The sequence below is a fragment of the Mesorhizobium sp. M0306 genome (assembly GCF_040321655.1).
Taxonomy (GTDB): Bacteria; Pseudomonadota; Alphaproteobacteria; order Rhizobiales; family Rhizobiaceae; genus Mesorhizobium.
Window position 1 is genome coordinate 1 of sequence record NZ_JAMYRY010000044.1, and the last position, 22,262, is coordinate 22,262.

19 protein-coding genes, 1 tRNA gene and 1 pseudogene are annotated in these 22,262 nt (G+C 64.2%); 14 read left to right on the forward strand and 7 right to left on the reverse strand.

Annotated features, from left to right (window positions below):
• Positions 1-80: 80 nt before the first annotated feature.
• Positions 81-1,238: a hypothetical protein gene (locus NKI95_RS31620; RefSeq protein WP_352721741.1), complete on the reverse strand. Its 1,158-nt coding sequence runs from the start codon at positions 1,236-1,238 to the stop codon at positions 81-83.
• 341 nt (positions 1,239-1,579) lie between these two features.
• Between NKI95_RS31620 and NKI95_RS31625 the strand changes: the two genes are divergently transcribed.
• The 3 genes from NKI95_RS31625 to NKI95_RS31635 all read left to right on the forward strand — a co-directional run bounded on the left by NKI95_RS31625 (position 1,580) and on the right by NKI95_RS31635 (position 2,782).
• Positions 1,580-1,655 (forward strand) — tRNA-Thr (locus tag NKI95_RS31625).
• A gap of 323 nt (positions 1,656-1,978) precedes the next feature.
• Entirely contained in the window at positions 1,979-2,389 is a 411-nt protein-coding gene (locus NKI95_RS31630; protein WP_502908445.1) for a globin domain-containing protein, read from the forward strand.
• A gap of 66 nt (positions 2,390-2,455) precedes the next feature.
• Positions 2,456-2,782, forward strand: a complete 327-nt coding sequence (locus NKI95_RS31635; RefSeq protein WP_352721742.1) for a hypothetical protein — start codon at positions 2,456-2,458, stop codon at positions 2,780-2,782.
• A 183-nt stretch (positions 2,783-2,965) separates the two neighbouring features.
• On the opposite strand, the gene NKI95_RS31640 is transcribed toward NKI95_RS31635, so the two are convergent.
• The 6 genes from NKI95_RS31640 to NKI95_RS31665 all read right to left on the reverse strand — a co-directional run bounded on the left by NKI95_RS31640 (position 2,966) and on the right by NKI95_RS31665 (position 10,341).
• On the reverse strand, positions 2,966-3,259 hold the full coding sequence (locus NKI95_RS31640; protein ID WP_352721744.1) for a GYD domain-containing protein: 294 nt from the start codon (positions 3,257-3,259) through the stop codon (positions 2,966-2,968).
• A 162-nt stretch (positions 3,260-3,421) separates the two neighbouring features.
• Complete coding sequence (locus NKI95_RS31645; RefSeq protein ID WP_352721746.1) at positions 3,422-4,996, reverse strand: indolepyruvate oxidoreductase subunit beta family protein; 1,575 nt, start codon at positions 4,994-4,996, stop codon at positions 3,422-3,424.
• A complete protein-coding gene (locus NKI95_RS31650) occupies positions 4,989-7,142 on the reverse strand; it encodes a thiamine pyrophosphate-dependent enzyme (RefSeq protein ID WP_352721747.1) in 2,154 nt (717 codons plus the stop codon). The genes NKI95_RS31645 and NKI95_RS31650 overlap by 8 nt, the downstream gene beginning before the upstream one ends.
• A gap of 45 nt (positions 7,143-7,187) precedes the next feature.
• The gene (locus NKI95_RS31655) at positions 7,188-7,667 is read right to left on the reverse strand and encodes a MarR family winged helix-turn-helix transcriptional regulator (RefSeq protein WP_352721748.1); all 480 of its coding nucleotides are present in this window, start codon (positions 7,665-7,667) and stop codon (positions 7,188-7,190) included.
• Positions 7,667-9,238, reverse strand: a complete 1,572-nt coding sequence (locus NKI95_RS31660; RefSeq protein ID WP_352721750.1) for a phytoene desaturase family protein — start codon at positions 9,236-9,238, stop codon at positions 7,667-7,669. Before NKI95_RS31660 ends, NKI95_RS31655 begins: the two co-directional genes overlap by 1 nt.
• A 311-nt stretch (positions 9,239-9,549) precedes the next feature.
• Positions 9,550-10,341, reverse strand: coding sequence for a cyclase family protein (locus NKI95_RS31665; RefSeq protein WP_352721751.1), 792 nt, complete (start codon positions 10,339-10,341; stop codon positions 9,550-9,552).
• A gap of 117 nt (positions 10,342-10,458) precedes the next feature.
• Between NKI95_RS31665 and NKI95_RS31670 the strand changes: the two are divergent.
• From NKI95_RS31670 to NKI95_RS31720, 11 genes and pseudogenes are all read left to right on the forward strand, one after another.
• Positions 10,459-11,824 (forward strand): annotated as a pseudogene (locus tag NKI95_RS31670) (phytoene desaturase family protein).
• Between the two features lie 108 nt (positions 11,825-11,932).
• On the forward strand, positions 11,933-13,459 hold the full coding sequence (locus tag NKI95_RS31675) for an ABC transporter substrate-binding protein (RefSeq protein ID WP_352721753.1): 1,527 nt from the start codon (positions 11,933-11,935) through the stop codon (positions 13,457-13,459).
• A gap of 64 nt (positions 13,460-13,523) precedes the next feature.
• Positions 13,524-14,531: an ABC transporter permease gene (locus tag NKI95_RS31680; protein WP_352721754.1), complete on the forward strand. Its 1,008-nt coding sequence runs from the start codon at positions 13,524-13,526 to the stop codon at positions 14,529-14,531.
• Positions 14,524-15,372 carry an ABC transporter permease gene (locus tag NKI95_RS31685; protein ID WP_352721756.1) on the forward strand — a complete coding sequence of 283 codons (849 nt, stop codon included), beginning with the start codon at positions 14,524-14,526 and terminating at the stop codon, positions 15,370-15,372. The genes NKI95_RS31680 and NKI95_RS31685 overlap by 8 nt, the downstream gene beginning before the upstream one ends.
• Positions 15,369-16,259 (forward strand): ABC transporter ATP-binding protein, encoded by an 891-nt coding sequence (locus NKI95_RS31690; RefSeq protein WP_352721758.1) that lies wholly within the window; start codon positions 15,369-15,371, stop codon positions 16,257-16,259. Before NKI95_RS31685 ends, NKI95_RS31690 begins: the two co-directional genes overlap by 4 nt.
• Positions 16,252-17,082 carry an ATP-binding cassette domain-containing protein gene (locus NKI95_RS31695; protein WP_352721760.1) on the forward strand — a complete coding sequence of 277 codons (831 nt, stop codon included), beginning with the start codon at positions 16,252-16,254 and terminating at the stop codon, positions 17,080-17,082. Before NKI95_RS31690 ends, NKI95_RS31695 begins: the two co-directional genes overlap by 8 nt.
• Before the next feature lie 81 nt (positions 17,083-17,163).
• Entirely contained in the window at positions 17,164-17,763 is a 600-nt protein-coding gene (locus NKI95_RS31700) for a VOC family protein (protein WP_352721762.1), read from the forward strand.
• A gap of 143 nt (positions 17,764-17,906) precedes the next feature.
• Positions 17,907-20,201 (forward strand): bifunctional salicylyl-CoA 5-hydroxylase/oxidoreductase, encoded by a 2,295-nt coding sequence (locus NKI95_RS31705; RefSeq protein ID WP_352721764.1) that lies wholly within the window; start codon positions 17,907-17,909, stop codon positions 20,199-20,201.
• Positions 20,198-20,971 (forward strand): SDR family NAD(P)-dependent oxidoreductase, encoded by a 774-nt coding sequence (locus NKI95_RS31710; RefSeq protein ID WP_352721766.1) that lies wholly within the window; start codon positions 20,198-20,200, stop codon positions 20,969-20,971. Before NKI95_RS31705 ends, NKI95_RS31710 begins: the two co-directional genes overlap by 4 nt.
• Positions 20,965-21,435: a MarR family winged helix-turn-helix transcriptional regulator gene (locus NKI95_RS31715; protein WP_254816232.1), complete on the forward strand. Its 471-nt coding sequence runs from the start codon at positions 20,965-20,967 to the stop codon at positions 21,433-21,435. The genes NKI95_RS31710 and NKI95_RS31715 overlap by 7 nt, the downstream gene beginning before the upstream one ends.
• Positions 21,432-22,244 (forward strand): enoyl-CoA hydratase family protein, encoded by an 813-nt coding sequence (locus tag NKI95_RS31720; RefSeq protein WP_352721768.1) that lies wholly within the window; start codon positions 21,432-21,434, stop codon positions 22,242-22,244. Before NKI95_RS31715 ends, NKI95_RS31720 begins: the two co-directional genes overlap by 4 nt.
• Positions 22,245-22,262 lie beyond the last annotated feature (18 nt).

Consider the following 22,262-nt stretch of genomic DNA (forward strand, 5'->3'; position numbering starts at 1 on the left):
TCGTTGCGACGATCGAACCCGGCGAATGCAAAAACTACTTCGCAAACGCCGGATACGCTTCCGTCAAAACGTGAAAGACTCTAGGGAACGACTGAAACGCGGATCTCGTAGATGTCGACCGACTTGCCCTGCTTGTCGAAGTCGGAATTGATGGCGATGGTGCCGGCAGCGCCCGGACGCTTGTCGGGAAAGCGCACGTCGAACAGATATTCGTTGCGCTCGCGACCGACCGCATAGCGCTTGCGGCCGCAGTCGCCGAGTTCGCCGAAATTGCAGTCGACGGAAATCTGCGTCTCCTGGCCCTCCTCGGAGCGTGCGATGATGTCGAATGTGGCATGCTTGCCGGCGATCCTCTCCAGCACGCCTTGCCCGACGTCGAAGCTGATGGCCGAGCCGGATGCACCCGAGCGGATGCGCAGGAAGGAACCGCTTTCGTCCTGGATAACGTCGGCCTTGGCGTCCGACGGTGCATTGACCTGCGTCGGGTCACCCGGCGAAAACACGTTGATCCAGTCGCGCGCCTGGTCCTGCTCGCCCTGCTTCGGCGGCGAAGCGGTGTCGTCCGGCGTGAAATCATCGCCATCGACCGTTGGCGGGGCTTCCGGTGGCGACGTGTCGAGCTCGGTCGCCGATTTGAAGACGCCGGTCTGGTTGGCGAAATAAAGGCCGATGCCGGCGGCTGCGAGCAGCGTCACACCGAAGAAGATCGCGGTCAAAGGCAGGCGCCGCCGCCTCGCCCGCCGGTCGTCGCGGTCGGGCGTCACTTCCGCGTCGTCGATTTCGGCTTCGGTCGCAGCCGAGGCCCCCATGTCGATCACCGGCGCCTCGGGAACAGGCGCGTCGGGCATGATGTCGGGGACGACCGGCAGGACGCGCGACCGGGGCGCGTCGGATTCGGGCGGCTGCGCCGGACCATCAACGACGATGTCAGGCGACGGCGCGGGCTCGGCTTCAGCTTCGGCTTCAGCCGGAGGCTCCACCGCCGGTGCTGCCTCCAAACCGTCGGTCGGCGCGGCGACGTCGGGAACCGCCGGCAGGAATTCCGATTCGATTTCGGTGATCTTCGCCTGGACCGCCTTGCGGCGCTTGATGGCGACTTCCACGGTGACGTTTGGATTGGCCTGCAGGGCACGGTCGAGTGCCGCGAAAGCCGATCGATAGACCCGCTCGCGAAACGCCCGGTCGTCGGCATTGCCTTTCTCGAAGGCATTGCGGATCGCTTTTTCGATCGCGTCCAAGCGAATTCCCTCTGCAATTTCACTCACATTGTCATGATCGTTAGCCGCAGGCGACCAATCAATCAACAAGCGAGCGGCCGCATTCTGCCTTGCAGAGGGGTACAAAACCGATTTCGGCGGTTTTCGGTAAAGGAATCAACATTTTTCGCTGATTTTCCCGCCAAGCGGCGGGCGGCCTACCGGTGCGGCAGCGCGCGACGGCATGCCGGCTCCACGCAGCGGCTTGCCTGCGCCGGGCCTTGGATGAACACGAATTGCCGTCTCGAATTCGCGGCTGCCATCTTGAATTCACGGCTGGTTGCGTTTATCACCCAGCCCATCTTGGAAGCTTGGCTTCCCGGGCCGCTTTAGCTCAGTTGGTAGAGCACATCATTCGTAATGATGGGGTCAGGTGTTCGAGTCACCTAAGCGGCACCACTATTTCCCAAGGCTTTGCGGGTTTTCTAGGGGTAGAGCGAAAAACGCCCTGCCAACATCCTGCCAACAAATCTCGGCGGCGCTTTTCGCCCCTTGCCTCATGTCACCACAGGCTCGCCTCCGTCTTCTTCAATCCAAACGCGTCATCATCAGGATGCGAGCGACCCAGCGCACGATCCCGTCCGTCGGGATCTGAAGGCAAATGAGCGCAAATGAAAACCAATTGAGACACAACTGAAACACATCTGCGCGCAGGCGAAATGCACATGAAACGCATTTGGGGGGATGGTCGAGCCTCGCCAGAAAACCCAAGGAGCGTCGCCGTGACACCAGACCAGATCAGATTTGTCCAGGACAGTTTTCGCGATGTCGTCCCGATACGCGTGGCCGCCGCCGCTTGTTCTACGACCGCCTGTTCGCGATCGACGCGGATCTTCGCGCGCTATTTCCGGTGCGACATGACCAAGCAAGGCACCAAGCTGATGGCGAGCCGGGGCTTCGTCGTGCACGGATTGGACCGCGCCGACACCATTCTCCCGACAGTGCGCGAGCTCGCCAAGCGTCACGTGACCTACGGCGTCGAGGAGATCGTCGGGCAGGCGCTCATCGAGACGCTGGCGGCCGGCCTCGGCACGGCTTTTACGCCGCCGGTCCGAGCGGCCTGGGAGGCGGCCGACGGGTTGCTCGCGAGTGTGATGATCGCGGCTGCCCGCGAGGATCAGCTCGCAGCGTGACCTGCCGAGGTGCAGCCGAAGGCAACAATCCAGCCGAATAATAAATCATAAACAGAGGAGAACACGATGTTAAGACATACAGCCCTTGCAGCGTTTTGCGTGGTGGCAAGTTCCGAATCTGCCGGCGAACTCACGGCCCTGAAGGGTGGGACCATCGATCTCGGCGGCTTTCACGGCGTCGTTTACTATACGGAGACGGATGACAGCTATCGGGTGGTCACCACGATGGCGGCGGGCGAAGAAAGTTCGCCTGTACGCTTTGTCACAACCCTCACCGAGGGCCAGGCGCTCGTGATCTCGGTCCCGGGCGAGTTGGCGGGTCCCGGCCAGGCACTCGAAATCTCGCGCGCCGAAGGCAAGCTCGTTGTCGCGAAGGTGGAGACCACCCAATAAAGGCTGAACATAGAATGATCGGTAATGGGTCGCGTATACGGGTCACGCAAGCGGCCTTTTTGAGGACACTAAAACCCCGGCCTCTCGCGCCGGGGTTTTCGCTTCAGGGAACAGACAAACAACCCTGCCGCCGTTCGGCTGGCAGACGGCTACAATCGCTTGCGCCTGCCAGCTCGGTGGCGGTCAGGCCACCTTTGCCAAGATCTTGGCCATATCTGCCGTGTCGAATGCCCTCAATGTCTGGGTTCTGACGTTGCCTAGCGATGCGATCGATAAGGCAAGTGCGGTGGCAGCGATATCGTCGTCGGCTTCGGCAATCGCCACGACATCATATTGACCAAGCGTCCACAAAAGCGTGTGAACCTTAATCCCGCTCTTGCTGGCCATCGCCTTGAAGGCGTCGGCACGCTTCTGCGTATCCTTGATGCTCTTGATACCTTGGTCTGTGAAATTCGACAGCAATACGAAGTAAGCCATTGGTTCCTCCCATGATGGGGAGTGTGCGGGCGCTCACGGCGCGTCCGCCGTCTCCCGGAACTATGATAGCACGAGCCGGGTGCGCGAACCACAGGCGGCAACCAATGCCCGAGTGGCCGCCGCACCAGTTTTTCACCGATCAGCTGGAGGAGGCGGGGTCGTTTACTGCAGCGACGCCACGGTCTTGAGCGCGCCGTCGAGCATGTCGCCCTTCTCGTCCTTCAGCGCGGCTTCGCGCAGGCGCCGGATCCAGTCGGCGGCGTCCGGACGGCCCTTGAGCAGGTCGAGCGCCGACAGCACCCGGTCGAATTTCGACTGCGCGCGGGCATGAGTGTCGCTGTAGCCCTTGATCAGCCGGCGGCAGTTGAGGATCTCGACGGCCAGCGCATAGTCATCCCTGACATGGCCGAGCGCCAGCGCGTACCAGCGTTCGATATGCGCAGTCTCGACCTTGTGGCGCAGCAGCCGGCGGCGCCAGCGGCGCAGGCCGCCGATGAACCACAAAGCGGCAAAGCCGGCGAAGCTGTCGGTACGGATGTGGCGGCCGCGGTTGATGCGGCGGTCGAGGAAGGCGGCGAGCTTCGGCCGGTCCTCGATGTAGCTGCCGAGCCCGGCCGGCAGCGTGCCGCAGAACTCCTCAATGCGCGGATGGAAATATTCGGTCACCTGCAGGACCGAGCCCTCCTTGACGCCGACCTCGCGGCGTACGCGTCGGTCGCGGCTCGAGCGCGTCTTCAGGTCGGCGACGCGGATCATGTCGTCGTAGCACATCGCGTTGGCCAGATGCTTAGCGGCGGCGATCGACAGCGCGTAGTCATGGGCAGCACTGTCCAGGACGACCGCCCGGTCGAGCCTGTCGAGATACTCGCCGCCATAAGCGATGTCCTGGTAGTCGACGACTTTTTTCAGGCCGCGAAGCGCCATGTCGCGCGCGGGTGCAGGCAGCGTGGCAACGCGTGCCGCCAATTGTTGCCAGCCCTTCAACAGGCTTTCCGGACCGCTGACTTCTGTCGCCGCGCCCGAGCCGGTTTCAGCGGCCGCCGGCTGTTCAGTTTTGTCGCCCGAAGGCGCACTCGCGATGCCGCGCGCCCGATTATAGGCGGCGCCGAAGGCGGCGAGGCTGGCCTTCACACCGCGGCCGCCGGCACTGACCGCCTGCTCGTAGCTCTCGCGTGTGAACGGCAAGGCATCGGAGCCGGCCAGCGCGCCGAGCAGGCTGGCCGAGATCATCGAGCCGTTGTCGGCGGCGATCTTCTCCATGTCGAAGGCGATGAAGCGCTTGGCCGCGGCTTCCGCCGTGGCATGCACCTTGGAGGACGAGGCGCGACCGTCGCCAGGCTCGATCTTCTCCGAGACCGCGGCAATGCGGTGCGACGAGGCGATCAGCGTCGTGCGCTCGGGCGTGACGAAGCCGCGGATGATGGCGCGGCCGGCCTCCATCAGTTCGGCGGCGATCAATATATCGACATCGCCCTGCGACGGCGACAGCGCGAAGACCGGCAGGCGTCCGGTGTCGCGGCACATCTCGACGTAATAGATGGTGGCGCCGGTGCGCTGGGCGACGCCGGCGACCGAGGTCGATTGCGCGACGTAGCCGTTGCGCTCGGCAACGTCGGTGATCCAGTCGGCCAGCACGCCGCCGCCCTGGCCGCCGACCGCCAGCACGGCAAGCTTGATGACGCGCTCGTCGTCCGGCGCGCCGGCCTTGGAACGGGTTGATGGGACAGCGTCAAGCATCGGCGAATATCAGGCGCCGGCTTTCACGACGCCGCTGCAAGAGGCCGATCGTAGCGCGGCGAGCGGCTTCAAGGAAACGGTCCCAGCGGCTCGGATTGTGCACGACATCGGCGCGGTAGAAGGACGGGCAGAGCACCGCCGCGTCGGCGACCTCGCCGCAATTGCCGCAGCCGACGCAGCTCTGGTCGATATGCGCCACCGGATCGTCGCGTAACGGATCGTCCAGCGACTTCACCGACAGCGACGGGCAGCCGGAAAGCCGCATACAGGCATGGTCGCCGGTGCAGATATCCTCGTCGACACCGAATTTCGGCTTGACGATGCGCGTCCCGCCCTCGATGGCCTTGTCGACCAAGGGCTTTTCGCGGCGCTGCCGATTGAGCATGCATTCGGACGAGGCGACAATGACTTTCGGGCCCTTTTCGTCCGTCGTCAGCGCCTCGCGCAGCGTGGCTTGCATCTTGGTTACGTCGTAGGTGCGGTCGATGTGGCGCAGCCATTTGACGCCCATGCCCTTCACCGCCTCGGTGATCGGGTGCTTGGTCGACTTGGTCTTGTTGCCGGCGCGGGACGACAGGATGTCCTGCCCTCCCGTCGCGGCCGAATAGAAATTGTCGACGATGACTATGACGCCATCGTTCTTGTTGAACACCGCATTGCCGACCGAGGAGGTCAGGCCGTTGTGCCAGAAGCCGCCGTCGCCGACGAAGGAAATCGAGCGGCGCTTGGCATCGGGCGAATTGAACGCCGAAGCCGAGGCCGGCCCCAGCCCGTAGCCCATGGTGGTGGCGCCGAGCTCGAAAGGCGGCATGATCGAGAACAAATGACAGCCAATGTCGGAGGCGATGTGGTGCTTGCCCAACTCCTGCTCGACCAGCTTGGTGGCGGCGAAGATCGGCCGCTCCGGGCAGCCGACGCAGAAGCCGGGCGGACGGCCCGGGACGACGTTGATCAGGTCGGCGGTGTCGAGCCCGTCGCCGATCTTGTTCGGTGCGCGGACTTCGCTCGGCAGCAGATGCGGGATGGTGGCGCGCAGGAACGATCCGATGCCGTCGAGCATCACCTGGCCGGTGTATTCGCCGGCCATAGGCAGATGTTCCTTGCCGACGAGCTTGGTGCCGCGCCCGGCCTTGTGCAGCATCGCGGCAAAGGCCTGCTCGATGTAGTTGGGCTGGCCTTCCTCGACGACGAGCACGGCGTCCTTGCCTTCGCAGAAAGACAGGAATTCGTCATCGACCAGCGGGTATACGGCGTTGAGCACATAGAGCGGCACGTCGGTGTCGCCATAGGTGTCGGCGAGGCCGAGCCGCTGCAGCGCCCGGATGACCGAATTGTACATGCCGCCCTGCATGACGATGCCGACCGAGCCGTGCTCCGGGCCGAAAAACTCGTTGATCCTGTTGGTGCGGATGAAATCCACCGCCGCCGGCCAGCGTTTCTGCACCTTCTCCCTCTCGTGCAGGAAGGACGCGGGCGGCAGCACGATGCGGCCGGTGTCGCGGCGCGGCGCCTCGAGGGCATCGGCGACCGTCATCGCCGGGCGCTTGTTGTCCTTGGCGATGAAATGGCCATGGACGTGGCAGCAGCGGATGCGGACCTGCAACATGACCGGCGTGTTGGAAACTTCGGACAGCTCGAAGCCGTCCTCCACCGCCTTGACGATCGACGGCAGGTTCGGTCGCGGGTCGAGCAGCCAGACCTGGCTTTTCATGGCAAAGGCGTGGCTGCGCTCCTGCATGATCGAGGAGCCTTCGCCATAATCCTCGCCGACGATGATCAGTGCACCGCCGGTGACGCCGCCAGACGCCAGGTTGGCCAGCGCGTCGGAGGCGACATTGGTGCCGACCGTCGACTTGAAGGTCGCCGCACCGCGGATTGGATAATGCACCGACGCGGCCAGCATGGCGGTGGCGGTCGCTTCGGAGGCGCTCGCCTCGAAATGCACGCCGAGTTCGCCCAGGATATCCTGCGCGTCGGCCAGCACGTCCATCAAATGGCTGATCGGCGCGCCCTGATAGCCGCCGACATAGCCGACGCCGCATTGCAGCAGCGCCTTGGTGATGGCGAGAATGCCTTCGCCGGAAAACTCCTCGCCGGCGCCGAGCCTGAGCTTTTCGACTTCCTTGGCAAAAGACCGTTCGGCCATTTTGGGCTCCTTCCGTTGCCGCCCGTGTGGCGGCGCGTAAGATCGTCAGATGTCGTGCTTGCGAATGTTCTTCAGCATCTTCTGCAGCGTCGCGATCAGCGCCGCGTATTCGGCATCGTCGATGTCGTCGAACATAGTCTCGAAAGCGTCGTGCATGGCTGGCCAGGCGCGCGCGAATTCGGCGCGGCCATCGTCGGTCAGGAACACATGGCGGATCCGGCTGTCGGTGACCCCCTGCTCGCGCCGAACAAACCCTTGTCCCTCCAGCGTGTCGAGTGTCCTGCTCAAGGTCGACTGCTCGATGACAGTATAGACCGAGAGATCGTTGACGGTGGCGCCATCGGTGACCGACAATACGGCTAGCGTCCGCACCTGCGGAATGGTCAGGCCCTGCTTGCGGAAATTGTCGCGCAAGGTGGCGTTGTAGCGGCCCATGATGCGGTTCATCAGATAGGGCGCGAATTGCTGCAGGCCGATCTGGCCCAAAGTCGAGATGCGCTGGCGCTTTTCAACCTTCTGTTCCATCACAGACTCCCCGCCAGGAGAAAGCCGGAGCCGCCGCCCAGCCCGGCGCCGGGATGGGTCGAGGCGCCGATGTGGTAGAGTCCCTTGACTCCGGTGGCGTGATTGCGGCTCGTCTTGAACGGCCGCCACAGGAACGACTGGTCAATAGTCGAGGAGCCGCCATAGGGATCGCCGCCGACCAGATTGATGTTCATCGCTTCCAGGTCGGCCGGCGAATAGGCGCGACGTGCGATGACGCTGTCCTTGAATCCTTCGATATGGCTGGCGAGGATCGCTTCGGCACGGTCGGCATAGGCTTCGCGCAGCGCCTCGGTCCAGTGGCCATCCGCAGGCGTCTCGAGCTTGCCGGCCGCATCACCCTTGATATTGCGAGGCGCCTCGGGAAGTTGAAGCCACAGGATTGCCTTGCCGTCTGGACAGCGCGACGGGTCGAGCGCGTGCGGCTGGCCGACGCAGATGGTCGGCACCTCCGGCAGCATGCCGCGCACGGCCTGGTTGCAGGCCTCCGACACCCCGTCGAGCCCTGGCGTCAGATGCAGCAGTGCGACCTTGTCCAGGCCCTCGCCGCGCCATGCCGGCGGCTTGTCCAAGGCATAGTGGATCTGGAAATTGCCCTTGCCGTAGCGGTATTTTTGCGCTGCCTCGACGTCGGCTTTCGGAGCCGCGTCGCCGAGCAGCCGCTCGTAGAGCTGGGTCGGCGTGACCGAGCAGATAACGCTCTTCTTCGCGTTGATCGTTTCGCCCGAAGCCAGCCGCACACCGGTGGCGCGGCCTCCGCTCTGGACGATGGAGGCAACGTCCCCTTCGGTGCGGATCACACCGCCGCGCTCCTTGATCAGCGCTTCGAACGCGGACAGCAGGTTCTTGGCGCCGCCCTTGACAACCGGCGCGCCGGCGGCTTCGAGTGCAAAGGCGATAACCCTAGCGATCTGGCCCGAAAACGCATCTTCGGGCCCGAGGCCGGCATGCAGCACCCAGGGGGCCCAGAGCGCGCGCATGATTTCCGACTGGTAGGTGCTTTCCAGCCAACCGCGCGCCGGCACCAACGCGCTGCCGAGAAAGGCGGCAAGGCCACGCGGCCCGCGCCGCCACGCTTCGCCCGCCAGCAGCCTGGCCGTTGGGTAGGACCACAGGTTGCCACCGAGCAGCCCGAACAGCAGACCGGCGTTGCGCTCGATCTCGCCGACATCGCTGCCGTGCCGGTCGCCGTCACCCGCGGCGATTGCATTGATCGCCGCTACATTGGCGGTACGGTCGGTGCGCAGGGCGGCATGGCTGCCGTCCGGGCGCAGCACGCCGGTCGGCGTGGAGGTGTTGCAAAACTCCAGGCCGTGCCGCGCCAGATCCTTGCCCAGCGCCGCATAGGCCGGTGAGGTGATGAACAGGACGAAGGTCGTCGCCATCACGTCGTGGATGAAGCCGGGCGCTGTGATTTCTTCGGTGCGCATGCAGCCGCCGATGCGGTCGTTGCGCTCGAGCACCAGCACCTTCGCCCCCTTGCCGCCAAGCATCGCCGCGCAAACCAGCGCGTTGATGCCGCTGCCGACGATGATGTGATCGGGAGCGCTCATCGACGATTGCTCCCGGTGAGCGGAAGGTGGAATTCATTTGCGCGGGCTGGCGTTCCTGCGCGCCCCCCTCTGTCCTGCCGGACATCTCCCCCTCTAGGGGGGAGATTAGCGGCTTCGGCGCTCCGCTCATTCCTACGACGTTGAAGATTGGCGAAGGCAGTATCGACGGCCGATCTCCCCCCTAGAGGGGGAGATGTCCGGCAGGACAGAGGGGGGCGCCGTAGAGCGGCAGCCTTGCCAAGCTGCCACCCTCTACCCATCATCACGATATTGCCTGCGCACATGATCTTCTCCCGAAGACCGCAGCTACCCTATTGCCTTGGCACCAACGCCAACGCGCGGATCGGGCTGCCGGTACCGTGCTCGATCTTGAGCGGCGCCGCGATCAGGATCGCGCCCTTCGGCGGCAGCCGGTCGAGGTTGCAAAGGCTGGCGAGACCGTAGCGGTTGGCCTTGTGCATCAGGCTGTGCGCCGGGAATGGCGGCTCCATGCCGCCGGCCTTGCCGGCATCGGTGCCGATCGTCTCGCTGCCCCAGCCCTTGATGTCCTTGCCGATCAGATACTGGATGGCTTCCGCGGTCGGGCCGGGCGTGTGCGGACCGGTCTCATTGGCGTTGAGGAACTCGGCTTCCGAGCCGTTGCGCTTATACCAGTCGGTGCGCATCACCACCCACTCGCCCGCGTTGATAGCGCCATGTTCGGCTTCCCATGCCTCGATGTGATCGACGGTGAGCAGGAAATCGTGATCGGCTGCCGCTTGCTTCGAACAGTCGATGACGTTGACCGGACCGACGAAGTTCTGCGCCGGAATGGTGTCGGTAGCACCGTCCGGATAATCCTTGCCGGTGATCCAGTGGTTGGGCGCGTCGAAATGCGTGCCCGAATGCTCGCCGAGCTTGAGCCAGTTCCACGCCCACCACGGGCCATTCTTGTCATAGGCGGAGATGGCGTGGATCTCGATCTTCGGCGTGTCCACCGCGAGTTCCGGCGGCAGCTTGATCAGCGGCGTGTCCGGCCCGAGCGGCGCCGTCAGGTCGACCACCTGGATGGCGCCGGAAAGAAGCTGGCCGGCAACTTCGCCGAGGAGTTGTTGTGTGTCCATGGTCTCTGTTCCCTCTTTCTCGATGGTGCTGAAGGCTCTCGCGGCCCTTAATATCCTACTAGACGAAAACATATGCATCTGCAATTATCTTTAAGCATAAAGGAAATGGGACGGGGCGTGAGCGAGTTCGACGCCATATTTGTCGGGGCAGGCCACAACAGTCTGGCATGCGCCGCGCATCTGGCGCTCAAAGGTTGGAAAACTGCGGTTTTCGAACGCAACGCAACGATCGGCGGCGCCGTCCAGACGCGCGAATTCACGCTGCCGGGCTTCCGGCACGATTTCGGTGCGATGAATGTGAGCCTGTTCGCTGGTTCGGGCTTCCACAAGAAATATGCAAATGAATTGAAAACCCACGGGCTGGAATTCGTGGCGGCGGCCGACTGTTTTGCCAGCGCCTTCCCCGACGGTCGCTGGTTCGGCGTCAGCAGCGACCTGGAAAAGACCACTGGACGGATAGCCGCTTTTTCCGAGGCCGACGCACAGACATGGCGTGGTCTGGTTGCGGCATTCCCGACGCAAGCCGAGCATCTGTTCCGGCTGCTGGGCTCGCCGATGAGCGGCCGAGCACTCGCCGGCACCGCCTGGAACCTCTGGCGCAAGCAGGGTTTTGCTGGCGCGCTCGATACCGGGCGGTTGCTGCTTTCCTCACCCCGCGCGTGGCTCGAGGAGACTTTCCAGTCACCGCATGTCAGGGCGACGCTCGCCACCTGGGGCATGCATCTCGACTTTGCCCCCGATATCGCCGGCGGCGCGGTGTTCCCTTACCTCGAATCCATGGCCAACCAGTGCTTCGGCATGGTGCTCGGCAAGGGCGGCGCCGACACCATCATCCGCGCTTTGTCGGGCATGCTCACGGCCGCCGGCGGCAAGATCGTCACTGGGGCTGACGTCGCCGAAATCACGGTGTCCGCCGGCAAGGCGACCGGCGTGCGCCTTGCTTCAGGCGAGACCCACACCGCCACCAAGGCTGTTATCGCCGGTGTCGCGCCAAAGGCGCTGGCGGGCGAACTGTTGCCGAACGGTTCCGGCGACGCCGGTTTCGACACGGCCATGAAAAACTTTCGCCATGCGCCGGGGACGATGATGATCCATCTGGCGCTCGACGATCTGCCGGACTGGCGCGCCGGCGCCGAGCTTCGGCAGTTCGCCTATGTGCACCTTTCGTCGTCGCTCGACGCCATGTCGCGGACCTACCAACAGGCGATGGCAGGCATGCTGCCGGATGAACCGGTGCTGGTCGTCGGTCAGCCGACGGCGGTGGACGCATCGCGCGCGCCCGACGGCAAGCACGTGCTTTGGGTGCAGGTGCGCATGCTGCCGGCCGAGATTGTGGGCGATGCGGCGGGCACTATCGCGGCGGCTCACTGGGACGAACACGCCGGTCAGCAATCTGCACGTGACCGGGGCGGCAACATGGCCCGGCGCCGGCACCGGGGCGGCGTCGGGCTTCATGCTCGCGCAACAACTTGGCGGGAGGTAAAGCCGTAATTTTCAACTAGGGTGAAGGAGGACAAGGCGCGGTTGCCCAAGGAGCCTGAGCCCACCGATTGACAACGACACCGCGCATAAAAGCAACAGGGGAACGACCATGACAATCAACAGACGAGAATTGCTCGGATATGGCGCGGCCGCACTTGGCGCCATGGCGCTCGGTCTGCCGCAACAGGCCAAGGCAGCCGGCGAACTGACCATCGCCTACAATGTCAACCTGCCGTCCTGGGACCCGACCACCGGGCCTTCGGCAGTCAACCCGACCATCCAGGGCCTATACCAATCGGTGTTCGACCAGTTCATCCCGCAGAAGCCGGATCTGTCCTTTGCGCCGGGCCTGCTCACCGAATGGGGCTGGAACGAAGATCGCAGCAAGATCATGATGACGGTGCGCGAGGGCGTCACCTGGCATGACGGCTCGCCATTCACGGCCGAAGACGTGGTCTGGTCGCTGCAGCGGGCGGGCGACGAGAAGACCGGCAACCCGATCCAGTTCGTCTGGAAGAACGTCAACAACTTCAAGATCGACGGGAACAAGATCACCGGCGACGTCGTGCAATTCGACCCGGTGTATTTCAAGTGGATGTCGTTCCTCACCGGCTACATCATGCCGAAGGCCTATTACGAGAAGGTCGGCGCCGAGGGTTTTGAGAAAGCCCCGATCGGTACCGGGCCCTATATGGTCGACAAATTCGAGCGCAACGCCTTCCTGCGGCTCAAGGCCAACCCTAACTACTGGGGCGGCAAGCCGGCCTTCGAAAACGTAACCATCAAGTTCGTCACCGATGCGGCGAGCCGCGTCGCCGAGATCGAGTCCGGTTCCTCGCAGGTGACGCTGGAAATCCCTTATGAGGAATATGACCGCCTGATCGCCAAGGACGGACTTGCCGGCTCATGCAAGAACGTTTCCGACATCGGCATGATCTTCTTCAACGACATCGACGTGATGCTGGACAAGAACGTGCGCCAGGCGGCGGTGATGGCGGTCGACAAGAAGCTGCTGGTCGATCGGTTGCTGCGCGGCTACGGCCAGCCGATCGGTACGCTGGAGACGCCGGAATACGCCGCCTACGATGCGTCGATCAAGGTCGAGCACAACCTGGAAAAGGCCAAGGAATTGCTGGCCGCATCCGGCTATTCGCCGGAAAAGCCAGTCAAGTTCACGATACAGACGACCAAGGGCTTCAAGCCCAAGGACTACGAGATGATCCAGGCGATCGTCGGCATGTGGCGCAAGGTCGGCATCGAGGCAACGATCGAGGTCTACGAGATCGCCAAGCACTATGAGTTGCGCGCCGCCGACAAGCTGGCGCCGGCGGCCTTCTACAATTGGGGCAACGCCATCGGTGATCCCACGACGTCGACCGGCTTCGCCATGTACGGCCCAAGTCCGCATTCGGTGTGGGACAGTCAGGATCTGATCGACATGATCAACCCGCTATGGGGCGAGAAGGACGAGGCCAAGCGCATTGCCGGCTGGAAGGCCGTCGACAAATACATCGCCGAACAGGCCTATGTGCTGCCGCTGATCCAGTATGCGCAACCGATCGTGCATGCCAAGGGCGTAAACGTCGTGCAGCATGTGTCCGGCGCGCTTCTGCCGGCGCTGATGAGCCCGGCCTGAGACAGTCTTTGGCTTGCCGCGCGCCGTCCGGAATGACGGCGCGCATTTTCCGCCACGGGCGACCATGCTGCTGCAAAGATTCCTGATCCGTCTTCTGACGATGGCGATCACGCTGTTCGGCGTGGCCGTCGTCGTCTTCATCGTCATCCGCGTCGCGCCGGGCGATCCGATCGCGATGATGCTGCCGCCCGGCGCCACCGATGCCGACATCGCGCGGCTACGCGCGCTTTACGGGCTCGACAAGACCATCGTCCAGCAGTTCTTCATCTGGCTGGCCGGTGTCGTCAGGGGTGATTTCGGCACTTCGATCTCACTGCGACAGGACGTGCTTGGGCTGGTCTTCACTCGCCTCCCGGCGACACTGGAACTCGCCATCGTCGCGCTTGTGATGGCGCTGGCGATCGGCGGCACGACGGCGATCCTCGGCGCGCGCGAGCGCGGCACCGCGGTCGAGGCCGGAATCGACATTGCCAGCGGTGCGGCGCTCTCGATTCCCGATTTCCTGTGGGGCCTGGTACTGATTCTTCTGTTCGGCGTGCTGGTGCCTATCTTCGACATTTCTGGCCGGGTGTCGCCGCAGCTCGACCTGCCCTTCGTCACGCAATTCTATCTGTTCGAAAGCATCGTACGGCTGCGCTTCGACCTGACCAGGGACCTGCTGGCACACATGCTGATGCCGGCGATTGCGCTGGCGCTGCCGCTGGCCGCGATCATCTCGCAGTTGCTGAAACAGTCGCTGAAAGAAGTGCTCGACCTCGACTATGTCGTGCTGGCGCGGGTAAAGGGCTTTTCGGAAACGCAGGTCATCCTGCGCGAGGCGCTAAAGAACGCGGCGCTGCCGACGCTGACGCTGGTCGGCGTGCAGTTCACCTTCCTGATCGGCGGCACGGTCATCGTCGAACGGCTGTTTTCCTATGAAGGCCTCGGCAATATGGCGATCGACGCCGTCATCAATCGCGACCTGCCGCTGATCCAGGGCATCGTGCTGGTGTTCGCGCTGCTGTTCGTGCTGATCAACCTTGCCGTCGACATGATGTACGCCCTGCTCAATCCGAGGCTGCGCCATGGATGAGGCCCGCATTTCAAGACATGGCTCGCGCGCCCGCCTATGGCTGGCCGGCGGCTGGCTGCTGATTGCGCTGCTGGCCGCAATTTTCGCGCCGCTGGTCGCACCGCAGGACCCGCTGGCGCAGGATTTGATGCTGGAGCGCCTGCCGCCGTTCTGGCTGACCGGTGCCGAGCCCGGCTACTGGCGCGGCACCGACAGCCTCGGCCGCGATCTCCTGTCACGGCTGATCTTCGGTGCCCGCATCGCCTTCATCGTCGCTTTCGCGGCAGCCCTTGCCGCCTGCCTGGTCGGCTCGACGCTCGGCCTGATCGCCGGCTATTTCGGCGGCTGGGCCGACCGCATCATCTCGCGCGTTGTCGATGTCTGGATGGCGTTTCCGCCGGTGCTGTTTGCCATCCTTTTGGTTGCCGTGCTTGGCACCGGCTTGAGCTCCGTCATCATTGCCATCGCCGTCATCGACTGGACGCGCTTCTGCCGGGTGATCCGCGCCGAGACCATGGGCCAATCGCGCATGGATTATGTCGAGAACGCCCGCATCGCCGGCTATGGCCGCATCGGCATCATGCTGCGCGAAGTGCTGCCCAATGTGGTGCCGTCGATCGTCGCGCTGCTGTCGCTGGAGATGGGCATTGCCGTCATCGTCGAGGCGATCCTGTCCTTCGTCAATCTGTCGATCTCGACCGACGACCCGACCTGGGGCGGCATCATCGCCGAGGGCCGCCTGTCGATCCATCAGGCCTGGTGGGTGCTGGTGTTCCCGCTGGTCACCCTGATCCTGACGGTGCTGTCGTTCAGCCAGTTCGGCGAAGGTCTCAGGGCACGTTTCGATCCGGTGCTGCGATGAACGCGCCTGCGAAATCCTGCCTCGACATACGCAGCCTTAGCGCGGTGCTGCCTAATGGCTTGCGCGTGCTGCGCTCGGTGTCGCTCGCCGTCGAGCCCGGAGAAGTCCGCGCGCTGGTCGGCGAGAGCGGCGCCGGCAAGACGATGATCGGCAAGGCCGTGCTCGGCGTGCTGCCGCCGAGCGTGCGCATCGTCGAAGGCGATATGCTGCTCGAGGGCGAGGACCTCGGCCGGCTCCAGCCCAGGGCACGGCGCACGCTGATCGGCGCGCGCACCGCGCTGATCCCGCAGGACCCGCTGACGGCGCTCAATCCGTCACGGCGCATCGGCCCGCAGATGACCGACCGCCTGGTGCGCATCCTCGGCTGGAGCGGCGAGAAGGCCGATGCACGCATCCGCCAATTGCTGGACGAGGTGCAGATCCGCGACCCCGAGCGTGTCCTCAAATGCTATCCGCACGAGCTGTCCGGCGGCATGCGCCAGCGCGTGCTGATCGCCGCGGCGTTCGCAGCCGAACCAAGGCTGATCGTCGCCGACGAGCCGACCACGGCGCTCGATGTGACCGTGCAGAAGCAGATCTTGCGGCTGATCGCGCAATTGCAGCGCGAGCATGGCACGGCGATCCTGTTCGTCACCCACGATCTCGGCGTCGTCGCCAAGATCAGCCAGAAAGTTTCCGTGCTCTATGCCGGCAAGGTGGTGGAGGAGGCCGAGACGGCAGCGCTCTTCGCTTCACCGCAGCATCCTTATACGCGGGCACTGATGGCGGCGACGCCGCGCTACACCGATCCATTCGCGTCGCTGAAGCCGGTCGACGATAAGGTACTGGCCGGACTGGCCGCGGAGATCGCCGCCTCCGACCAGGCCTGGAGGCCGCCGCATGGCTGAGCCGCTGTTTTCCGTGCGCGGGTTGAAGGTTGCATTGCCCGATATGACGCGCAAGCCGCTGATCGGCCGCGCGCCGCTGGCCGAGATCCTGAAAGGCCTCGATTTCGACCTGCCAAGGGGATCGGTGACCGGCATCGTCGGCGAATCCGGCTCCGGCAAGTCGACGCTTGGCCGCGCGCTGGTGCGGCTTTTGGAGCCGAGCGCCGGCACCGTCACCTTCGACGGCCGCGACATCACGCATCTGCCTGAGGCGGAGCTCCGGCCGCTGCGCCGCAATCTGCAGATGATCTTCCAGGATCCGATGTCGTCGCTCAATCCGCGCCGCACCATCTTCAGCATCATCGCAGCCCCGCTCAAGCAGAACGGGTTTGGCGACAACCTCAGGGACCGTGTCGCGGAGGCGCTGCAGCGCGTCGGCCTGCCGCAGAGCTTTGCCAGCCGCTACCGCCACGAACTGTCGGGCGGCCAGCGCCAGCGCGTCGGCATTGCCCGGGCGCTGGCGCTGTCGCCGAAATTCGTGCTGGCCGACGAAATCGTCTCCGGCCTCGACGTGTCGACGCAGGCGCAGATCCTGACGCTGCTGGAAAAACTCGCCGCGGAAATGGGCCTGACCGTTGCCTTCATCAGCCATGATCTTTCTGTCATTCGGCGGCTGTGCCGGCAAGTGATCGTCATGCGCGAAGGCGCGATCGTCGAAGCCAGCGCTACGGATACTTTGTTCGAGAAGCCGCAGCAGGCTTACACGCGCGACCTCCTCGCCGCCATTCCGCTGCCCGAGATCGATGACGCTTGGTTGCTGCCCGCCGCAAAGGCGCCGGCATGAAACACAGTCCTATTCGCACGCCGAAGAGCGGGCCTCGGGCGTGCGTCGACAAGTCAGCTCACGAAACGGAGGAGAACTGGAATGAAATACGCAGTCAGAAATGCAATGCTTGCGGCCGCTCTGCTCGGCTCGATGGGAGCAGCCTCGGCTGATTCGATACCCGGCATGCGTGGCCACGACCACACCGGCGTCACCGTCCCCGACATGCAGCAGGCCGTCGGTTTCTTTACCGAGGTGGTCGGCTGCAAGAAGGCGATGTCGTTCGGCCCGTTCGCCGACGACAAGGGCACGTTCATGCAGGATCTGCTGGGCGTCGATCCCAAGGCGGTGATCGAGGAGATCACCCTGGTCCGCTGCGGACACGGGTCGAACATCGAGCTGTTCAAATACACAGCGCCGGACCAGAAGGACCTGACGCCGCGCAACAGCGACATAGGCGGCTTCCATATCGCCTTCTATGTCGACGACATCGCCGCCGCAAAAGCCTATCTTGACGGCAAGGGCGTCAAGACGCGAATGGGGCCGCTGCCGGTTACCGAAGGCCCGGCCGCCGGCCAGACCATCCTCTACTTCCAGGCGCCCTGGGGCTTGCAGTTGGAAGCGATCAGCTATCCCAATGGCATGGCCTATGAAAAAGATGCGGAGACGGTGCTGTGGAGCCCGAAGAACCCGGAAAAATAGCCCGGGACGTCCTTGGCCTGCGCAAGCCGACTGCCGGCGAGCTGGGTTTCTGAGGCAGATTGTTTCAATCCTGAAACTTCAAGCTTGAATTAATCCGCCTCAGGCGTAAACTCGACGGACAGAAGCGAAGAGGAGATCGCACGATGAAAGTTGCGGTTCTCGGCGGCGGACCAGCCGGGCTCTACTTTGCCATCTCGCTGAAGCTCCGGGATGCCGCGCATGACGTGACGGTGTTCGAGCGCAACCGTGCCGATGATACGTTCGGCTGGGGCGTCGTGCTGTCGGCCGAAACGCTGGAGAACCTGACCAAGAACGACCCGGTCAGCGCCACCTGGATCCGCAAGCATTTCGCCTATTGGGACGATATCGCCGTCATCCATGACGGCGTGCGCACGGTCTCGACCGGTCACGGCTTTTGCGGCATCGGCCGCAAGCGGCTGCTCACCCTGCTGCAGCGGCGGGCGCGCGAACTCGGCGTCAAGCTGGTGTTCGAGACCGATATCGCCGATCCCAAGCCATATATGGAGACGCACGACCTGGTCGTCGCCGCCGACGGGCTGAACTCGAAAGCGCGGGGCGCCTTCGTCGACGTGTTCAAGCCCGATATCGACATCCGTAAATGCAAGTTCGTCTGGCTCGGCACCCGTCAGAAATTCGACGACGCCTTCACCTTCATCTTCGAAAAGACCGAAAATGGCTGGGTGTGGGCGCATGCCTACCAGTTCGACAGAGATACCGCGACCTTCATCGTCGAATGCAGCGAGCAGACCTGGCAGCGCTTCGGCTTCGGCGCGATGTCGCAGCAGGAATCGATTGCCGTCTGCGAGCGCATCTTTGCCCGCCATCTCGGCGGCCACGCGCTGATGACCAACGCAAATCATATCCGCGGCTCGGCCTGGATCAATTTCCCGCGTGTCTTGTGCGAACGCTGGTCCTACAAGAACCTGGCACTGATGGGCGACGCGGCGGCGAGCGCGCATTTCTCGATCGGCTCCGGCACCAAGCTGGCGCTGGAAAGCGCGGTGGCGCTGGCCGACTATGTCGAGTCCGAGCCGGACCTCGAGGCAGCCTTCCGCAAATATGAGGACGCCCGCCGCACCGAAGTGCTGAAGCTGCAGTCGGCGGCGCGCAATTCGCTCGAATGGTTCGAGGAGGTCGAGCGCTATCTCGGCCTCGATCCGGTGCAGTTCAACTATTCGCTGCTGACGCGTTCGCAGCGCATCAGTCACGAGAATTTGCGGCTGCGCGATGCCGAGTGGCTGGCCGGCGCCGAGGAGTGGTTCCAGCGCCAGGCCGGCGCCGGGGGCAACAATCTGCGTCGCGCGCCGATGTTCGCGCCGTTCCGGCTGCGCGACATGGCACTGCAGAACCGCGTCGTCGTCTCGCCGATGGCACAATACAAAGCGGTCGACGGCTGTCCGACCGACTGGCATTTCGCCCATTACGCCGAACGGGCCAAGGGCGGCGCCGGCCTCCTCTACATCGAGATGACCTGCGTCAGTCCGGAGGGCCGCATCACGCCTGGCTGCCCCGGTTTTTATGCGCCCGAGCATGAGGTCGCCTGGAAGCGACTGGTGGAGTTCGTCCATGCCGAGACCGAGGCCAAGATCTGCGCCCAGATCGGCCATTCCGGTGCCAAGGGGTCGACCAGGGTCGGCTGGCAGGGAACCGACGTGCCACTGCCCTCAGGCAATTGGCCGGTCATGGCAGCGTCTTCCGTGCCGTGGTCGCCGGAGAACCAGGTGCCGAAGGCGATGGACCGCGCCGACATGGATATGGTGCGCGACCAGTTTGTCGCCTCGGCCGAGATGGCGGCGCGCTGCGGCTTCGACATGCTCGAAATCCACGCCGCGCACGGCTATCTCCTGTCCTCCTTCATCACGCCCCTGACCAACCGGCGCACCGACACCTATGGCGGCTCGCTGGAAAACCGCATGCGCTATCCCTTGGAAATCTTTCATGCGGTGCGCGCCGCGTGGCCGGCCGAGAAGCCGATCTCGATGCGCATCTCCGCCAATGACTGGCTGGGCATCGAAGGCGTGACGCCGGCCGATGCCGTAGAGATCGCGCGGCTGCTGCATGAGGCCGGCGTAGACATCTGCGACGTATCGGCCGGCCAGACTTCGGCCGTGGCAAGACCGGTCTATGGCCGCATGTTCCAGACGCCGTTTTCCGATCGCATCCGCAACGAGGTCGGCATGGCGACGATGGCGGTCGGCAATATCTATGAGCCGGACCACGTCAACTCGATCCTGATGGCGGGCCGCGCCGATCTCGTCGCACTGGCTAGGCCGCATCTTGCCGATCCCTATTGGACGCTGCACGCGGCCGTCACGCTTGGCGATCGCGGCGCCAAATGGCCGGATCCCTATCTGCCCGGCCGCGACCAGCTCTTCCGGCTGGCCGAGCGCGAAGCGGCAGCGGGGTTGAAAGTATGAGTGCCGCGGCGACGATTTCGGGGCGGCATGCGCTGGTCACCGGCGGCGGCTCCGGCGTCGGCCGCGCGATCGCGCTGGTGCTGGCCGGGGCCGGCGTCGACGTGACCATCTGCGGCCGGCGCGAAGCGGCGCTTGCCGAGGTCGCCGCTGAGAACAAGCGTATCTTCGCCATTGCCGCCGACGTCACCGACGAGGCATCGATGGCGTCGCTCTACGAGGCGGCGGAAGCGGCACGCGGAGCGTTTGACATCGTCGTTGCCAATGCCGGTATGTCCGGCAGTGCCCCGGCGCAGCGGACCTCGCTGGCAGACTGGCAGCGCACGCTCGACGTCAACTTGACCGGTGCGTTCCTGACGGTGAAGCCGGCGTTGGCCGGCATGGCGGTGCGCAAGACTGGCCGTCTCATCTTCGTCGCTTCCACCGCCGGACTGAAAGGCTATCCCTATGTCGCAGCTTACGTTGCCGCCAAGCATGGCGTCGTCGGCCTGATGCGGGCACTCGCCGTCGAGACCGCCAAGTCCGGCATAACAGTGAATGCGGTGTGCCCAGGGTTTGTCGAAACCGAGATGCTGGAGAGCGCCGTCCAGCGCATCGTCGAAACGACCGGCCGCTCGTCCGAGCAGGCACGGACAAGCCTTGCCGCGACCAACCCGCAAGGCCGCTTCATCCAGCCGGAAGAAATTGCGGCCGCCGTACTTTATCTGTGTGGCGACGACGCCCGGTCGATTACCGGGCAGACGATTTCGATCTCCGGAGGTGAGACATGGTAGCCGGTCCCCTGCCCGCCCCGTCCGGACCCGGCAAGGACCGCCTGCGGCTGTGGATACGCCTGCTGCGCGCCTCGCGCACCATCGAGGCCGAGCTGCGCGAGCGGTTGCGGCAAGAGTTCAACACGACGCTGCCACGCTTCGACGTGATGGCTGCGCTCTACAGGGCGCCGGAAGGCATGCTGATGAGCGACCTGTCGCGCTTCCTGCTGGTGTCCAACGGCAATGTCACCGGCATCATCGACCGGCTGGTCTCGGAAGGGTTGGTGATGCGGGCCCGACGCAATGGCGACCGCCGCACTTCGATGGTGCGGCTGACCGAAGAAGGGTCGAAGACTTTCGCCGTGATCGCCGCCGCGCATGAAAAATGGGTCGGCGAGTTGCTGGGCAATGTGAGCGAGGACGAGGCGCGCCGGTTGACCGGCATGCTGACCTCCTTCCGCAGCAATTGGGAGGGACGGGAATGACGAAGATGGCGGGCCGCAAGCCGAAGCATTTCCTCTGGCAGGTCGAAGGCAAGATCGCAAAAATCCGGCTCGATCGGCCCGAACGCAAGAACCCGTTGACCTTCGACAGCTATGCCGAATTGCGCGACACTTTTCGCGATCTCGTCTATGCCGACGATGTCGATGCGGTGGTGTTCCTTCCCAATGGCGGCAATTTCTGCTCGGGCGGCGATGTCCACGAAATCATCGGCCCACTGGTCAAGATGGACATGAAGGCGCTGCTCGCCTTCACCCGCATGACCGGCGATTTCGTCAAGGCGATGCTGAATTGCGGCAAGCCGATTATCGCGGCGGTCGACGGCGTGGCGGTCGGCGCCGGCGCCATCATCGCCATGGCCTCCGATATCCGTATCGCCACGCCCCAGGCCAAGACAGCATTCCTTTTTACCCGCGTCGGCCTTGCCGGCTGCGACATGGGCGCCTGCGCGATCCTGCCGCGCATCATTGGCCAGGGCCGCGCCGCCGAGCTGCTCTATACTGGTCGCACGATGAGCGCCGAGGAAGGCGAGCGCTGGGGCTTCTACAACCGGCTGGTCGATGCCGCAACGCTCGAGGCCGACGCGCTCGACATGGCCGCGCGCATCGTTTCCGGCCCGACCTTCGCCCATGGCATGACCAAGACGCAGCTGAACCAGGAATGGTCGATGGGGCTTGACCAGGCGATCGAAGCGGAAGCGCAGGCCCAGGCGATGTGCATGCAGACCCGCGATTTCGAGCGGGCGTACACGGCTTTCGTCGCCAAGGAAAAACCGGTGTTCGAGGGGGATTGAGGATGATCGCTTCCATGG

Coding starts and splice junctions, on each gene's coding strand:
- NKI95_RS31635 (WP_352721742.1), top strand. CDS start 2,456: ATGTTAAGACATACAGCCCTTGCAGCGTTTTGCGTGGTGGCAAGTTCC.
- NKI95_RS31640 (WP_352721744.1), bottom strand. CDS start 3,259: ATGGCTTACTTCGTATTGCTGTCGAATTTCACAGACCAAGGTATCAAG.
- NKI95_RS31645 (WP_352721746.1), bottom strand. CDS start 4,996: ATGCTTGACGCTGTCCCATCAACCCGTTCCAAGGCCGGCGCGCCGGAC.
- NKI95_RS31650 (WP_352721747.1), bottom strand. CDS start 7,142: ATGGCCGAACGGTCTTTTGCCAAGGAAGTCGAAAAGCTCAGGCTCGGC.
- NKI95_RS31655 (WP_352721748.1), bottom strand. CDS start 7,667: ATGGAACAGAAGGTTGAAAAGCGCCAGCGCATCTCGACTTTGGGCCAG.
- NKI95_RS31660 (WP_352721750.1), bottom strand. CDS start 9,238: ATGAGCGCTCCCGATCACATCATCGTCGGCAGCGGCATCAACGCGCTG.
- NKI95_RS31665 (WP_352721751.1), bottom strand. CDS start 10,341: ATGGACACACAACAACTCCTCGGCGAAGTTGCCGGCCAGCTTCTTTCC.
- NKI95_RS31675 (WP_352721753.1), top strand. CDS start 11,933: ATGACAATCAACAGACGAGAATTGCTCGGATATGGCGCGGCCGCACTT.
- NKI95_RS31680 (WP_352721754.1), top strand. CDS start 13,524: ATGCTGCTGCAAAGATTCCTGATCCGTCTTCTGACGATGGCGATCACG.
- NKI95_RS31685 (WP_352721756.1), top strand. CDS start 14,524: ATGGATGAGGCCCGCATTTCAAGACATGGCTCGCGCGCCCGCCTATGG.
- NKI95_RS31690 (WP_352721758.1), top strand. CDS start 15,369: ATGAACGCGCCTGCGAAATCCTGCCTCGACATACGCAGCCTTAGCGCG.
- NKI95_RS31695 (WP_352721760.1), top strand. CDS start 16,252: ATGGCTGAGCCGCTGTTTTCCGTGCGCGGGTTGAAGGTTGCATTGCCC.
- NKI95_RS31700 (WP_352721762.1), top strand. CDS start 17,164: ATGAAATACGCAGTCAGAAATGCAATGCTTGCGGCCGCTCTGCTCGGC.
- NKI95_RS31705 (WP_352721764.1), top strand. CDS start 17,907: ATGAAAGTTGCGGTTCTCGGCGGCGGACCAGCCGGGCTCTACTTTGCC.
- NKI95_RS31710 (WP_352721766.1), top strand. CDS start 20,198: ATGAGTGCCGCGGCGACGATTTCGGGGCGGCATGCGCTGGTCACCGGC.
- NKI95_RS31715 (WP_254816232.1), top strand. CDS start 20,965: ATGGTAGCCGGTCCCCTGCCCGCCCCGTCCGGACCCGGCAAGGACCGC.
- NKI95_RS31720 (WP_352721768.1), top strand. CDS start 21,432: ATGACGAAGATGGCGGGCCGCAAGCCGAAGCATTTCCTCTGGCAGGTC.